The organism is Alteromonas sp. G5_S2_22_S1, from assembly GCF_054968525.1.
In genome coordinates, this window is record NZ_JBQKUJ010000003.1 from 270,700 (window position 1) to 284,893 (window position 14,194).

Below are 14,194 nucleotides of genomic sequence, written 5' to 3' on the forward strand. Positions count from 1 at the left end.
GTATCATACTTTTACAAAAAGATAACAAGATAAATGTTACAGAAGGTTAAAATTGGTAGTGGCAAGAACGAGGTAATGACAAGCGATAGGTAAAATCGGGCGTAAAAAAAATGCCACTACAACGAGCGGCATCCTATATAAAACACATTTAATTAACAATAGTGTTAGCTCGCTTTTTTCTCTTTAGGCGGGAAAAGTGGGGAAAATAACCCCAGAGATTTAGCCTCTTCAACCAATGCCATAATATCCATTTCGGCCAATTCAAATAAGTGGTCGAATTCAGGTAGGATATAATAAAGCGGCTGCATAATATCAATGCGATACGGCGTTCGCAGCGCATCAACTGCAGTAAGTGGGTTACGCAACGGTTCATCACTGTCTAACGCGTAAATAGTCTCTCCCGGCGAAGATAAGATACCGCCACCATATATTTTAAGCCCCCCTTTCGCTCTCACTAGGCCAAACTCGACAGTAAACCAATATAACCGCGCCAAATATACCCGGTCTTCTTTGCTCGCCGCCAGCCCTAGTTTTCCATAAGTATGTGTGAAGTGCGCGAACGCCGGGTTGGTTAACAGCGGGCAGTGTCCAAATACTTCGTGAAAAATGTCGGGCTCTTGCAGGTAGTCAAACTCTTCTCTGGAGCGAATAAAGGTGGCAACTGGAAACTGTTTGTTAGCCAGTAACCTAAAAAACTCGCCAAAGTTGATTAAGGCGGGCACTTCAGCCGTTTGCCAACCGGTCTTTTCCATTAGTACCTTGTTGATATCAGGCAGCTGTGGAATTTTCTTTTCGTTAAGCTTTAATAGGTCTAGCCCATCTAAGTACTCTTGGCATGCTCTTTCTTTTACCAGCGGAATTTGTCTTTCGTACAGTTCCGACCAAATTTGGTTCTCTTCATCTGACCAATGAATGACCCCATTTTCATCAGATTGTCGCGACTGGTATTGCGTTGATTTTGGCATAACTTCTGTAACCAATAAGGTTTAAAAAACTTACCTATCAGTCTAATGAAATTAGCCGCTTGTAAAAGACAAATGCGCAATGGGGGTAAAGATTCAACTGTAACAGAAATTTTACATTAACAACAAAAGCAGCTGATTTTATAAGAAAAAGCCGCTATTAAAAAGCGGCTTTCATTGCTTATAGCAGAGAATTTTGAAGGGGTTACAAGCGGCTAATTTCTTTATTAAGTTGATATTCGCGAGATGTGACGTAGGTCTCCATTTTGCGAAGTCTCTCTTCCGCTTTTTCGAAACGATTTCGAATATCGTGAAACGCTTGTTTAGGTGGCTCGCCGGCTTGCCAGACTTTGGTTTTCACCTCCACCTTTGGGCTTTTAACCTGACCGTTGTTTGGGTTAGTCCAGCCTTTTCCCCGTGAAAAAACTGGGGGCGTTGGCGCCTCGTTTAATCCCGCAGGTTTCTTATCTAGAATAAACCAAGCGGCAATGTAAGCGACAAAAATGAACGGCCCGGCTAATAAAAAGAACCCGGTAACGACTAAAATTCTTACTAGCCATGTTTCTAAACCGAAGTATTCTGCAACGCCTGAACACACACCTGCAATACGCGCATTCTCTGGGTTTCGGTAGAGCTGTTTACCATTTCTCATGCTCTATTCCTCCACTCAGGCGCCTCACTATCTAAAATGGCTTCTAGCGTTTCAATGCGCTCGCTCATTTTTTCGGCTTGCTCTGCTAAGTTTTTCAACGACGCATGCTCTTCAGCGCTAAGGCCCTGATTGACTTGCTTTTTGCTGCGATAATGTAGAATTAGCCAAATGGGAGCAACAAATATTGTGAAAACCACAAGGGGCATCACCAGCATTGCTATTATACCTTCATCCATCTCAATCTCTCCTCAAACCCTGATGTATTTACCCTTTGCTGCGTTTGGCATACAAAGGGTACACCCTATTTTTCTTATTCTGATTTTTCGGTGCTTTTATTGGCACCTTTTACTTTTGCTTTAAGTGCAGCCAGTTCGTCTTCAACTTTATCACTGGCTTCTAGCTCAGCAAACTCATCTTGTAAGGTTTTCTTGCCCAAGTCATAGGCTTCAACCTGCGACTCAAGATCATCAATTTTACGCTCGTATTGTTCGAAGCGTCCCATTGCATTATCTACTTTAGTGCTGTCCAACGTCTTTTTCACTTCAAGACGAGAACTAGCCGTTTTCTGGCGCATGATAATGGCTTTTTGACGACTCTTCGCGTCGGCCAGTTTATCTTGTAGCTGACCAATTTCATCTTGAAGCTTGCTGATTTGCTCTTCAACAATTGCAAGCTCTTTACTTAACGTCTCTGCGGCTTCTGCAGACTTTTTCTTTTCCTGCAGTGCTGCTCGCGCTAAATCTTCTCTATCTTTACTTAAAGCAAGTTCTGCTTTTGCTTCCCAATCACTTGCATCGCTTTCGTACTTCGCAATTTGATTGGCTATTTCTTTTTTATTGGCCAAGGTTTTCGCCGACGCTGAGCGCACCTCAACCAATGTGTCTTCCATTTCCTGAATGATTAATCTAACCATTTTTTCAGGATCTTCGGCTTTGTCTAAAATCGCATTAATATTCGAATTCACAATATCTGTAAAACGCGAGAAGATACCCATAATAATTACCTCTTGCTAAAAATGGTAAGTGTTAAAAAACACCACACTTGATAAATAGATTACTCTTGGTATTAATCGTATTCAATATGCTTGCCAACTCTACCTTTACGCTAAGTCTCTATTTTTCATACCGTTTTTATAAGTTCAAATAATGCTCGTTTCTCAATATTTTTTGTTCTACACTACTAATTGGTCGAAATGACTAACTTTTGAGGTTTTTAATGAGTAGGTATCGTCAGCAAGACAATTTGCTAGGTCAAGCGAACAGTTTTCTAGAAGTGCTAGAGCAAATTTCACAAATAGCACCGTTAGATAAACCGGTCCTTGTGATAGGAGAGCGAGGTACAGGTAAAGAACTGATTGCAGCGCGTCTTCACTTCTTATCTAAGCGCTGGGACCAAAACTATATCAAACTGAATTGCGCAGCCCTAAATGAAAGCCTTTTAGAAAGTGAGCTTTTCGGTTACGAAGCTGGGGCATTTACCGGTGCGTCGAAACGACGAGAAGGTCGTTTTGAAGTCGCCCATAACGGCACACTGTTTCTCGATGAACTTGCCAATACTTCGGGTCTAATTCAAGAAAAGCTCCTTCGCGTTGTCGAATATGGGGAGTTTGAACGCGTGGGCGGCAGTAAATCGGTGAAAACCGATGTAAGGCTTATTGCAGCGACAAATGAAGATCTCCCTGCCCTTGCCGATGCAGGCGAGTTTCGCGCCGACTTGCTAGATAGGCTAGCCTTCGATGTGATTACCATCCCCCCGCTTCGAGAGCGACGGGAAGATATCATGATGTTAGCGGAAAATTTTGCCATTAATATGGCCCGTGAGATGGAGATGGAGCTCTTTAGCGGCTTCACTGAAAAAGCCAAGCGTACTCTGCTTGATTACGATTGGCCCGGAAATATTCGAGAACTGAAAAATGTAGTTGAGCGCGCCGTTTACCGCACTAACAACCCTCACCTACCGGTTCACGAAATCATTCTTGACCCCTTTGAATCCGTTTATCGTCCACAGGGTAGAGTTAAGACTAAGGATAGAGTAAGCACTTCTGAGTCAGCAAGTCCTATCGTGTCCTCACAACCCGACCATACAAAAGATGTGATAGAAAGCGCTGACATTACGCCTTTAACGCCAAGCAATCAGCAAGAATCTGTCGAATATCCCATAGATTTGAAAGAACGCTCTCAACAATATGAGATAGATATGATAAAACAGGCACTTGCTGACAGTCAGTTTAATCAAAAGAAAACCGCTGAAAAATTGAGCCTGACATATCATCAGCTGCGTGGCTATCTCAAAAAATATAACTTACTAGATTCTTCCGCTGAAAGCGTCGAGGCGTAAAGCATGTCCCATAGTTTGGTAAAGCGTTTGTCATTATGTTTATGTACAGCGCTTCTTGTTGCATCCTGTGCAAAACAGAATAAACAAGCGTTTTACAATACGGGTATTATTTACTGCTCTGAAAGCAATCCAGTGACGTTTAACCCCCAACTTGATACGTCAAGCACAACGTCAGATGCTTCCTCTCACCAACTTTACGACAGGCTTCTCGATTTCGATCCTGAATCTGGCCGCATTGTGCCAAGCTTAGCCAGTAGCTGGCTTGTAAGTAATGACGGCTTAACCTATGCCTTTCAGCTTCGAAAAGACGTGTCGTTTCACTCTACTCGTTATTTTGAGCCGACAAGAAACTTTAACGCCGACGATGTAATATTTAGCATCGACAGGTGGCGACTAAACTCACACCCTTATCACTATGTGTCCGGCGGTCGCTACCCCTACTTTGAAAGTATTGGCCTTGCTCAAAACATTGAATCTGTCGAACGGATCAACGGCTACCGTGTAGAGATAAAACTCAAACATCGCGATAGCTCGTTTTTAGCAAATTTAGCGACAGATTTCGCGGTAATATTGTCAGAGGAATACGCTACTCAGTTGGCCAACGCCGGCACACCGAGCAAAATAGATGAGCTTCCCATCGGGACCGGACCGTTTAAATTTGATAGCTATCGCAAAGACCATTTCATAAAGTACCTTAGGCACGAAAACTATTGGCGCACCCGGTTATTGACCGAAAATGCAAACATTACCCGCGATATTGAGAATATTGAAACCAACGCAAAAAGTGAAAATAGCAGCGAAGCGATAGCAGATGGTCTTTCTAAAAAGACAGACGGACACGTAGTTGAACAGCTTATTTTTGATATTACGCCACGCAGCTCACTACGACTGGCTAAGTTAATGACTGGCGAGTGCGACGCCACTGCCTTTCCCGCTCAAACAGAGCTTGAGGTAATAAGGGCTAGAGACGATCTTACGCTCGCTGAAAAGCCAGGGCTGAATGTTGGCTTCTGGGCTTTTAATACTCAGCGTCCGCCTTTTGATAACCCCGATGTAAGACGCGCTTTAGCCGTGGCCATTGATAAAAACACGCTGTTAGAAGCCGTTTACTTTGACAGCGCAACGCGAGCTAAGACCCTTCTTCCTGCAGCGAGTTGGGCATTTCAAAACGATGCTGATGATACGGCCTATAACCCAGTTTTAGCGCGAAAGTTACTGGCAGATGCAGGTATAAAACCTGGCTTTTCAATGACAATATGGGCCATGCCTGTAGAGCGCTCTTATAACCCCAATGCCACTAAAATGGCCGAACTTATTCAGCGTTATTTAAATGATGTAGGCGTTGAAGCAACCATTGTTAGCTACGACTGGACAACCTTTAGACGGCATTTGCAAGAAGGCTTACACGATTCTGTGCTTATCGGCTGGTCAGCAGATAATGGCGACCCGGATAACTTTTATCGCCCGCTGCTAAGCTGTGGCGCTATCCCTTCTGGCACAAACCGCGCCATGTGGTGTAACGAAGATTATGATAGATTACTTAACAGCGCCCTTCAAACTGATGATATTGAAGCCCGCACAGCTATTTACCGGCAGGTAAACCGATTACTGTATGAACGCCTTCCGTTAGTTCCAATAGCCCATGCCTATCGCTATCAGGCATACCGAGATGAGTTGGAAGGAATGACAATTAATCCCTATGGCGGCGTACGCTTTGGTGGAGTAGAAAAAACACTGTGATCCAAATTCTCGTAAGATACTGCACGTTATTTGTGTTAACCCTTTTGGTGTTAGCGATTATCTCTTTTTCGCTCGCTTACCTTTTTCCGGGTGACACACTGGAAAACTTAACAGGCTTAGTGCCAGAAAACGACATTCAGCGTGCAGCCTTAGAGCGGCAGTTCAAGCTAGACCAGTCTTATATTTTTCAGTTCTTTTATTATGTAGGCAACCTACTCACCGGTGACTGGGGCTATAGCTTTACGTCCGGACTGCCGCTAAGAGAAGAGGTAGGCATCGCGATGCCAGCCACGATAGAGCTAGCAACCTACGCTATGCTAATGGCCCTATTCGTTGGTGTTCCGCTAGGCTATTACGCTGGAATTCGATGCTATTCAACGTCAGACCACCTTATTAATAGCGTGAGCATTACTACGTATTCCTTTCCTGTTTTTTGGTTTGCCCTTTTACTCATTCTTATTTTCAGTTTGCAGTTAGACGCGGCGCCGATGTCTGGACGTATCAGCCTGCTATATGACATTGAGCCTGTAACTGGTTTTATCCTTATCGATATTTTACTATCTGATATTGAAAACAAGTCTCTGGCGTTTAAAGACGCACTGTCGCACATTGCATTGCCTACCTTCTCAATCGGCGCTATCGCTACCGCATCGATGATAAGAGTAACTCGACGCTCAGTTATTGATGTAAAGCACCGACCTTACATTGCAGCCGCTTTGTCCCGCGGCCTATCAAGCTGGCAAATATTTTTCCGACATATATTGCGCAACGCCCTGCTTCCCATATTGCCCCTAATGGCTATTCAAATTACCACGCTTATTACTAATGCGATGATCGTTGAAACCTTATTTTCATGGCCAGGCATAGGAAATTGGCTTATTCAAGCCATTTACCAACGGGATTATCCCGCCTTACGAATTGGAATGATGGCGGTATCTTCTGTTGTTATAACTTTAACAATCCTCATCGATTTGTTTAACCGCATGATTGACCCAAGCAGAGAGAAATACGAACGTGCCACAGTTTAGTTTGTACGACGAAGAGTTCCATCCGTCGCCGTGGCAGCGGACGTGGGCCTCTTTTAAAGCAAGCCACATTTCTATGTTGGGCCTGATTATGCTCGCGCTGTTTGTCGTGTGCGCCGTTTTTGCGCCTCTGATTACGCCCTACGACGCAGTAGAGCAAAATATAGACGGCTTATTAATTCCACCTAGTTGGGTAACCAATGGATCTATTTCACACCTGTTCGGCACCGACGCGTTAGGTCGCGATCTTTTTACCCGCATTATCTATGGCTGTCGAATAACGCTAGGTTCAGCGTTTATTACCGTCGTACTAGCCATGCTAGTGGGTGTTAGTCTTGGTACCTTCGCAGGCATGTTGCGAGGAGTGCGCTCCAGTATTGCTAACCATTTACTCGATGCGTTAATGGCTATTCCTACTCTGCTTATTGCCATTATTATTGTAGCAATTTTAGGCACAGGTTTGGTCAATAGCATGTGGGCGATTACATTGGCGCTTATCCCCCAGTTCGTGCACCATACTCGCAGCTTTGTGCGGGCAGAGATGAAAAAAGAATACATAGTGGCCTCTAAACTCGATGGCGCGAGCAAGTGGCAACTCTTCGTTCACTCTATATTGCCTAATATGACCGAAATGCTGGTGGTGCAAAGTACCCTTGCGCTTTCCATCGCGGTTATAGATATTTCCGCCTTAGGCTTTTTAAACCTTGGCGCTCAGTCTCCCCTACCGGAATTAGGCGTAATTTTAGCCGACGGCCTAGACGTTGCTTACCTTGCACCTTGGAATGTAGCCGTACCGGGTATGGCAATATTTTTTATGGTGTTATCCATTAATATTGTGGGTGACGGATTGCGTTCGGCCCTGCGAAAAAGAGTGAGTCATTAATATGCCAATGCTTGATATTAAAAATCTCACCTTAGAAATGCAAAGTAGTGAAGGCGCTATCAAAGCACTGGATAAAGTTAACTTATCTGTAAGTAGCGGCGAAATTCGTGCCCTTGTGGGTGAGTCTGGTTCGGGTAAAAGTTTAATTGTTTCTGCTATCTGCGGCGCACTACCCAATCAATGGAATTTGACGGCCGACAGGATGAGTTGGAACGGTGAAAACTTATTAGGTATGTCGGTGCAACAGCGCCGCGAAGTAATGCGTCGAGAAATTGCCGTTGTATTCCAAGATCCTCAGGCGAGCTTAGACCCATCGGCAACCCTTGGCGAACAGCTAGAGGAAAGTATCCCTGATGAGTTTGTTCAAGGAAGCTGGTTTTGGCAGCGTGCACAGCAGCGTAAAAAGATAGCCATTAGTACGGTGCATAAAGTGGGTATAAAGCACCACAAACATTACTTAAGTGCGTTTCCACACCAAATACCTGCCGACATTGGGCAGAAGTTTATGATTGCAATGGCGTTAGTATCACAGCCTAAATTATTGATTGCTGATGATCCAACTCGCGGTATGGAGCCCACCACTAAAACACAAATTCTTAAGCTTTTTACTCGGCTAAACCAAACGCGTTCGTTATCTATTCTTTTCGTGAGCCACGACTTGCTGGCAATTGCGAGTATGTCACACTCGATGACGGTTCTATATGCCGGTCAGACCGTTGAGTCGGGTAAAATGAAGCATATCAAAAAGCGCCCGTTACATCCTTATACCAAAGCACTGCTGGACAGCGCGCCGAGCTTTAGGAAAGACTTGCCCCCTAAGTCACTGCTACCCACGCTCAGCGGCTCTATCCCAACGCTTCAGCATTTACCAATTGGTTGCCGATTAGGCCCTAGATGCCCGCGAGCCCAGCGTGCCTGTGTGCAAACACCTGCCGCACGCAAAATCCATGATCACAGCTACAGCTGCCACTACCCGCTGCACATGGAGAAGCTGTAATGGATATCATGCAGGTAAAAGACCTTACGTTTATTCACAATGAAAAGAAACGCTGGCTAAAAAGGCCAGAAGTATTTCAACTGGGCCCTGTGAATTTAAATGTAAAGCGCGGCGAAACCATTGCCATTATCGGTGAAAACCGTTCAGGTAAATCACTGCTTGCTAAACTGCTGGTTGGTGCCTTGCCGGCTGACGCGGGCGAAATTGAGATTAATACTCACAAATACTTAGCAAAATACCAATCCAAAGATGGCCAGCAAAAACGTACCCACGATATTAGAATGATTTTGCAGCACAGCGCGGAGTCGATGAATCCGTCTGTTCCCGTGGGTAAAATTTTAGATGAGCCCCTACGTTTAAATACCGGCTTACCTCAAGCAGAACGCAAGCCTATTATTGAGGATATGCTGGTAAAAGTAGGGCTGCTGCGCGAGCATTATTACTTTTACCGGCACATGCTTTCTGATGGTCAACAACAGCGCGTGGCGCTAGCACGAGCCATTGTTTTAAAACCTAAAGTACTCGTAGCTGACGAACCTTTCGCGGCATTAGACCCCTCAATTCGCTCTCAAACCGTAAACCTTATACTTCAGCTTCAACAAGAATTGGGTTTGGCATTCGTCTTTATAAGCCATAATTTAGGTATAGTTAGGCACATTGCAGATAGGGTGATTGTTATGGAAGGTGGAGAAATCGTAGAAGAAGGCAAGACAGAAACCATTTTCAGATGGCCGCAACACACCCGAACAAAAAAGCTTATCACTGCTTATCAGTCGTTAGTACCGCAAAACACAATTCGTTAAAGCCCACCGTGGGTTTTAGAGTTGAGTATTAAAAAGGGGCAAACCCTTTGCCCCTTACCTTATTAACTTACCAATCGGTGTATTGGCTCTGAGCGTGGCTAGAGCCTAACTGTGCATCTAGCCGACAAGTGCTAACAAAATGCCTGCGGCTACCGCGCTGCCCAACACTCCGGCGACATTTGGCCCCATAGCATGCATTAATAAGAAGTTATGAGGGTTAGCTTCTAACCCCACTTTGTTTACGACCCTTGCCGCCATAGGTACTGCAGATACCCCTGCTGCACCTATAAGTGGGTTTATGCTTCCGCCCGATAGCCGGCTCATTAGCTTAGCCATCAGTACGCCAGCTGCCGTACCTATGCCAAATGCAATGGCGCCTAGGCCTAAAATCCCTAAAGTCTCGACGGTGAGAAATGCGTCTGCCGATAATTTAGAGCCCACCGCTAATCCTAAGAAAATGGTAACGGTATTAATAAGTTCGTTTTGCACTGTTTTACTGAGGCGATCCACAACCCCGCACTCTTTCATTAAGTTACCGAAGCAGAACATTCCTACCAGTGGTGTGGCTGCCGGTAGAAACAGAATGGTCATAAACAGAACCGCCAATGGAAAAATAATTTTTTCACGTTTGGCCACGGGACGAAGCTGACCCATTTTAATTTCACGCTCGTCTTTTGTGGTTAACGCCTTCATTATTGGGGGCTGAATAATAGGAACTAATGCCATATATGAATAAGCTGCTACAGCGATTGCGCCAAGTAAATCTGGCGCAAGCCGAGAGGCTAGGAAAATTGCCGTGGGGCCGTCAGCGCCCCCTATAATCGCAATCGCACTTGCGTCTTTAAGCGTAAATTCAAAACCAGGGATCAGATTCAATGCGATGGCGCCAAATAGCGTAGCGAAAATACCAAACTGGGCTGCGGCGCCCAGTAGCAGCATTTTCGGATTAGCGATAAGCGCGCTGAAATCTGTCATAGCCCCTACGCCCATAAAAATAAGCAGCGGAAACACGCCTGTATCTATGCCTATTTTATAAATATAGTGAAGCAAACCACCTACCTCAGAAAACCCCGCAATAGGGATATTGGTAAGTAATGCGCCAAACCCTATGGGCAAAAGCAGCAAAGGCTCGAACTTTTTCACAATTGCCAAATACAGAAGACCAAAGCCAACTGCCATCATTATCAGTTGACCCGCTTCAAAATGCGCAAGCGCGGTACTATCCCAAAGTACCATTAACTTATCCATGCCCTACCCCAATAAGATCAATGGTTGGCCACTGGACACGGCATCGCCTTCCCCAACAGTAACTTCCGTTACCGTGCCGGTGAACGCAGCGCGGATCTCCGTTTCCATTTTCATGGCTTCAAGGATCATAACTACATCACCTTCGGCAATACTATCACCGTTTTTAACGAGTATCTTAAATACGTTACCCGCTAACGGTGCATCAATAGACTGGGAAGTGCCTGCAGATGCCTGAGTATTGCTCGCTGACGCTGGCGCCGATGATTGAGCAGCACCTGCTGGTGTTACGCTTGTTAAGGTACCGGATGGTGCGACTTCTACGTGATACACCTTACCATCAACGTTTACATCGTAAGTTTCGCTGCCAGATGTAGACGTGTTTGCTGCAGTTTTTTCTACTTGAGCTACATCTGCTGACTGCGATGACTGTGCACTAGGTGCAGGTTCAAACGCATCAGGATTACCGCGATTTTCGATAAACTTAAGGCCTATCTGCGGGAACAAGGCGTAAGTAAGCACATCATCAATTTTGTCATCTGATAGCGAAAGCTGCTTTTTCTCTGCGAGTTCATCAAGCTCTTTACTTAGTGCATCAAGTTCGGGGGCAATGTTATCAGCCGGTCGGCACGTCACAGGCTCAGCACCATCAAGCACACGCTCTTGCAGCGCTTTATTTACTGGTGCCGCGGTGGCGCCGTATTCGCCTTTAAGTACGCCAGCGGTTTCTTTCGTGATGCTCTTGTAGCGCTCGCCTGTTAGTACGTTAAGTACCGATTGCGTGCCTACAATTTGAGAGGTTGGCGTAACAAGAGGAATAAACCCGAGATCTTCCCGTACCCGTGGAATTTCTTTTAGTACTTCTTCGAATTTATCTTCAGCGCCCTGTTCTTTAAGCTGGCTTTCCATGTTGGTTAGCATGCCGCCTGGCACTTGCGCTAGCAAAATCCGTGCGTCAACGCCCTTTAAGCTTCCTTCAAACTTGCTGTATTTCTTTCTTACATCTCTGAAGTAGCTGGCAATTTCTTCCAGTTCTGGCAATGCGATGCCGGTGTCACGCTCTGTACCCTCTACAATCGATACCATCGTTTCAGTGGCGGTATGGCCATATGTCATACTCATTGACGAGATAGCGGTGTCGAGCATATCAATGCCCGCGTCTACGGCTTTTTGATAGGTGGCAGTACTTAACCCTGTCGTAGCATGACACTGCATGGCAATAGGTACACTTACCGTTTCCTTCAGCCCTGTTATGAGCGCTTCGCATTCGTAAGGCTTTAAAAGCCCTGCCATATCTTTAATACAAATGGAATGAACGCCTAAGTCCTCAAGCTGTTTGGCCATATCAAGCCAAAGCTTTAGATTGTGCACTGGGCTTACGGTATATGAAATGGTGCCTTGCGCGTGCGCACCGCTGTCTATGGTTGCTTTAATTGCCGTTTTTAAATTTCTGATGTCGTTCATTGCATCAAAAATTCTAAATACATCAACGCCGCTTTCATGGGCGCGCTCTACAAAGCGGGTCACAACATCGTCAGCGTAATGTCGATACCCCAGCAAGTTTTGGCCTCGTAGCAACATTTGCTGCTTGGTATTAGGCATGGCGGCTTTTAGCTTTCTGATACGTTCCCATGGATCTTCTCCCAAGTATCGAATGCAAGCGTCAAAGGTAGCGCCGCCCCACGACTCTACTGACCAAAAGCCAGCTTTATCTAATTTTTCCGCAATGGGAAGCATATCTTCAATACGCATTCGCGTAGCTAGTAGTGACTGATGGGCATCACGCAGGACCAGCTCGGTAAGGGCCAGAGGCTTAGACATGGTAACTCCTGATTAGACTTATTTTTTTGAATTTTGGCGATGGGTATGAATTGCAACGGAAATAGCGGCGATAACATTACCGTCTATTCCGGGTTGTACCGTTTGATTGTTTCTTTTTACGTTGACAGCGGGCTCTTCAATATCACCGGGGAAAGCTTCGCAAAAGCGTGCGATTAAGTGTATACCTACGATAAGAAGTCCGAGAAATGAGAAAACAAACACCATTCCTATCAGCATGAGCGAGCCTGCTTCAACGAGCAAGCTAGCGACGGATTCCGAATTCATATTCAATCCTGTTGTTATTTTGTACCTGAATAAGTATCACGAGGGTTTTGAAAACACAACAATGCAGCATAAAAAATCACTTAAAATTGAATAGAAGCCATCAAAATGAAACTTAATGCATTATTTTTTAATAAAATTGCAATAAAAGCGTATCGAACTTAATTTAAATCAATTTTATATCAGCGCGCTTGCACGAAAGTGGGAAAACAAATAGAAGAAATAGGGAAGCAGAAATGAAAAAGCCCACCTAAAAAGGTGGGCTCTTCAATGTGGCGCGTGTGGAAGGATTCGAACCTCCGACCGCCTGGTTCGTAGCCAGGTACTCTATCCAGCTGAGCTACACACGCGTTAACTTGTATACTTTCGAATTTTATTTCGAAAGGTGACGCTTTAAAATAAGTGGCGCGTGTGGAAGGATTCGAACCTCCGACCGCCTGGTTCGTAGCCAGGTACTCTATCCAGCTGAGCTACACACGCGCAAAAAACTTGTTGTCGACCGTCACTATCAACGAATAATAATGGCGGAGAGGGAGGGATTCGAACCCTCGATACGCGTAATGCGTATGGTTCCTTAGCAGGGAACTGGTTTCAGCCACTCACCCACCTCTCCTTGACTGCGGGGTGCATTTTACGGATTCATTGGCCTGAGTCAAACCTTTTTTATAAAGAAATTGTTCACTCGCTGCCATTTTAAACGATTCGTGCAAAAAACCAGTAATTTGTTCGCAATACAAGCAATTAAATAAAAAATCTGTTGCCCTTACCGTACGCTTTTTCAACGCGCAAAATCGATCATTAGGCAACATCGTATATTTTTATAAAATGAAAACGGCGTTTTAGGCCAATTTCCATTTCATTTTGCAAAGTTTCCTCTAGTACCATGCTGCGCGTTATTAATAGGAAGCGTGCACAAAACACGTCCAAACACGGTTATAAGCGGTGGCCCTACTATTTTAAGGTATAGAACAATTAAGCGAATACGCAAAGCCTGTAAACAAACTTTCTAGTGACAGTGGCCGCCTACTCTTTGCCAAACCTTAGTTGGTATTGCAAAAATCCGCGGTTGCAGCCATAAAAGCACGACCGCCATAGCAACGGCGTTCACGTCATAAGTGTTAACACAAACAAAAAAGGCCAGCATAAGCTGACCTTTTCCTGTGAAGCGTATAATGCAATTATTCTGCAGAACCTGGCTGACCGCCTTTTTCTGCCTGAATGCGCATATAAATCTCTTCACGGTGCACAGAAACTTCTTTTGGTGCATTCACACCTATACGTACCTGATTCCCTTTTACACCTAGTACAGTAACGGTTACATCGTCACCTACCATAAGTGTTTCACCAACTCGACGAGTCAAAATAAGCATTCGCTTGCTCCTGTTCCTTAATACTGAACGTAATCCTTTGAATTTTGCTAACCCTTCGGCACGACCCGATGGTAGCG

The 14,194-nt window shown here is 45.0% G+C and carries 14 protein-coding genes and 3 tRNA genes; 6 read left to right on the forward strand and 11 right to left on the reverse strand.

The genetic code is table 11. The features are described 5' to 3' along the window. Positions 1-164: 164 nt before the first annotated feature. The 4 genes from phhA to pspA all read right to left on the reverse strand — a co-directional run bounded on the left by phhA (position 165) and on the right by pspA (position 2,608). Positions 165-965 (reverse strand): phenylalanine 4-monooxygenase, encoded by an 801-nt coding sequence (phhA, locus tag ACTRWF_RS05535; RefSeq protein ID WP_012517719.1) that lies wholly within the window; start codon positions 963-965, stop codon positions 165-167. 202 nt (positions 966-1,167) lie between these two features. After that, on the reverse strand, positions 1,168-1,614 hold the full coding sequence (gene pspC, locus ACTRWF_RS05540; RefSeq protein WP_012517718.1) for an envelope stress response membrane protein PspC: 447 nt from the start codon (positions 1,612-1,614) through the stop codon (positions 1,168-1,170). Beyond that, positions 1,611-1,850: an envelope stress response membrane protein PspB gene (gene pspB / locus ACTRWF_RS05545; RefSeq protein WP_012517717.1), complete on the reverse strand. Its 240-nt coding sequence runs from the start codon at positions 1,848-1,850 to the stop codon at positions 1,611-1,613. The genes pspC and pspB overlap by 4 nt, the downstream gene beginning before the upstream one ends. A gap of 74 nt (positions 1,851-1,924) precedes the next feature. Continuing rightward, a complete protein-coding gene (gene pspA, locus ACTRWF_RS05550) occupies positions 1,925-2,608 on the reverse strand; it encodes a phage shock protein PspA (protein ID WP_012517716.1) in 684 nt (227 codons plus the stop codon). 221 nt (positions 2,609-2,829) lie between these two features. On the opposite strand from pspA, the gene pspF reads away from it, so the two are divergent. Genes pspF through ACTRWF_RS05580 form a run of 6 tightly spaced genes read left to right on the forward strand, consistent with a single transcriptional unit; the run spans position 2,830 to position 9,399 of the window. Next, on the forward strand, positions 2,830-3,951 hold the full coding sequence (gene pspF / locus ACTRWF_RS05555) for a phage shock protein operon transcriptional activator (protein ID WP_012517715.1): 1,122 nt from the start codon (positions 2,830-2,832) through the stop codon (positions 3,949-3,951). 3 nt (positions 3,952-3,954) lie between these two features. Beyond that, complete coding sequence (locus tag ACTRWF_RS05560; protein ID WP_462835227.1) at positions 3,955-5,691, forward strand: ABC transporter substrate-binding protein; 1,737 nt, start codon at positions 3,955-3,957, stop codon at positions 5,689-5,691. Next, positions 5,688-6,719 carry an ABC transporter permease gene (locus tag ACTRWF_RS05565; protein ID WP_020743084.1) on the forward strand — a complete coding sequence of 344 codons (1,032 nt, stop codon included), beginning with the start codon at positions 5,688-5,690 and terminating at the stop codon, positions 6,717-6,719. Before ACTRWF_RS05560 ends, ACTRWF_RS05565 begins: the two co-directional genes overlap by 4 nt. Then, the gene (locus ACTRWF_RS05570; RefSeq protein WP_012517712.1) at positions 6,706-7,599 is read left to right on the forward strand and encodes an ABC transporter permease subunit; all 894 of its coding nucleotides are present in this window, start codon (positions 6,706-6,708) and stop codon (positions 7,597-7,599) included. The genes ACTRWF_RS05565 and ACTRWF_RS05570 overlap by 14 nt, the downstream gene beginning before the upstream one ends. 1 nt (position 7,600) lies before the next feature. Next, positions 7,601-8,596: a peptide ABC transporter ATP-binding protein gene (locus tag ACTRWF_RS05575; RefSeq protein WP_020743083.1), complete on the forward strand. Its 996-nt coding sequence runs from the start codon at positions 7,601-7,603 to the stop codon at positions 8,594-8,596. Further along, a complete protein-coding gene (locus ACTRWF_RS05580; RefSeq protein ID WP_012517710.1) occupies positions 8,596-9,399 on the forward strand; it encodes an ATP-binding cassette domain-containing protein in 804 nt (267 codons plus the stop codon). Before ACTRWF_RS05575 ends, ACTRWF_RS05580 begins: the two co-directional genes overlap by 1 nt. Positions 9,400-9,516: 117 nt before the next feature. On the opposite strand, the gene ACTRWF_RS05585 is transcribed toward ACTRWF_RS05580, so the two are convergent. The 7 genes from ACTRWF_RS05585 to csrA form a co-directional block, all read right to left on the reverse strand. Next, positions 9,517-10,647: a sodium ion-translocating decarboxylase subunit beta gene (locus tag ACTRWF_RS05585; RefSeq protein ID WP_015066505.1), complete on the reverse strand. Its 1,131-nt coding sequence runs from the start codon at positions 10,645-10,647 to the stop codon at positions 9,517-9,519. Positions 10,648-10,650: 3 nt separating this feature from the next. Then, positions 10,651-12,465, reverse strand: a complete 1,815-nt coding sequence (gene oadA / locus ACTRWF_RS05590) for a sodium-extruding oxaloacetate decarboxylase subunit alpha (protein ID WP_024015899.1) — start codon at positions 12,463-12,465, stop codon at positions 10,651-10,653. A gap of 18 nt (positions 12,466-12,483) precedes the next feature. Further along, positions 12,484-12,750, reverse strand: coding sequence for an OadG family protein (locus ACTRWF_RS05595; RefSeq protein WP_024015898.1), 267 nt, complete (start codon positions 12,748-12,750; stop codon positions 12,484-12,486). Between the two features lie 270 nt (positions 12,751-13,020). Next, positions 13,021-13,097, reverse strand: a tRNA-Arg gene (locus tag ACTRWF_RS05600). 53 nt (positions 13,098-13,150) lie between these two features. Further along, positions 13,151-13,227 (reverse strand) — tRNA-Arg (locus ACTRWF_RS05605). 42 nt (positions 13,228-13,269) lie between these two features. Continuing rightward, positions 13,270-13,360 (reverse strand) — tRNA-Ser (locus ACTRWF_RS05610). A gap of 565 nt (positions 13,361-13,925) precedes the next feature. Next, complete coding sequence (gene csrA / locus ACTRWF_RS05615; protein ID WP_012517705.1) at positions 13,926-14,117, reverse strand: carbon storage regulator CsrA; 192 nt, start codon at positions 14,115-14,117, stop codon at positions 13,926-13,928. Positions 14,118-14,194 lie beyond the last annotated feature (77 nt).

Bases quoted from the DNA above. Each gene is read 5' to 3' on its own strand.
- pspC (WP_012517718.1), bottom strand. From the start codon at position 1,614: ATGAGAAATGGTAAACAGCTCTACCGAAACCCAGAGAATGCGCGTATT.
- ACTRWF_RS05560 (WP_462835227.1), top strand. From the start codon at position 3,955: ATGTCCCATAGTTTGGTAAAGCGTTTGTCATTATGTTTATGTACAGCG.
- csrA (WP_012517705.1), bottom strand. From the start codon at position 14,117: ATGCTTATTTTGACTCGTCGAGTTGGTGAAACACTTATGGTAGGTGAC.
- oadA (WP_024015899.1), bottom strand. From the start codon at position 12,465: ATGTCTAAGCCTCTGGCCCTTACCGAGCTGGTCCTGCGTGATGCCCAT.
- ACTRWF_RS05575 (WP_020743083.1), top strand. From the start codon at position 7,601: ATGCCAATGCTTGATATTAAAAATCTCACCTTAGAAATGCAAAGTAGT.
- pspB (WP_012517717.1), bottom strand. From the start codon at position 1,850: ATGGATGAAGGTATAATAGCAATGCTGGTGATGCCCCTTGTGGTTTTC.
- ACTRWF_RS05585 (WP_015066505.1), bottom strand. From the start codon at position 10,647: ATGGATAAGTTAATGGTACTTTGGGATAGTACCGCGCTTGCGCATTTT.
- pspA (WP_012517716.1), bottom strand. From the start codon at position 2,608: ATGGGTATCTTCTCGCGTTTTACAGATATTGTGAATTCGAATATTAAT.
- ACTRWF_RS05580 (WP_012517710.1), top strand. From the start codon at position 8,596: ATGGATATCATGCAGGTAAAAGACCTTACGTTTATTCACAATGAAAAG.
- ACTRWF_RS05595 (WP_024015898.1), bottom strand. From the start codon at position 12,750: ATGAATTCGGAATCCGTCGCTAGCTTGCTCGTTGAAGCAGGCTCGCTC.
- phhA (WP_012517719.1), bottom strand. From the start codon at position 965: ATGCCAAAATCAACGCAATACCAGTCGCGACAATCTGATGAAAATGGG.
- pspF (WP_012517715.1), top strand. From the start codon at position 2,830: ATGAGTAGGTATCGTCAGCAAGACAATTTGCTAGGTCAAGCGAACAGT.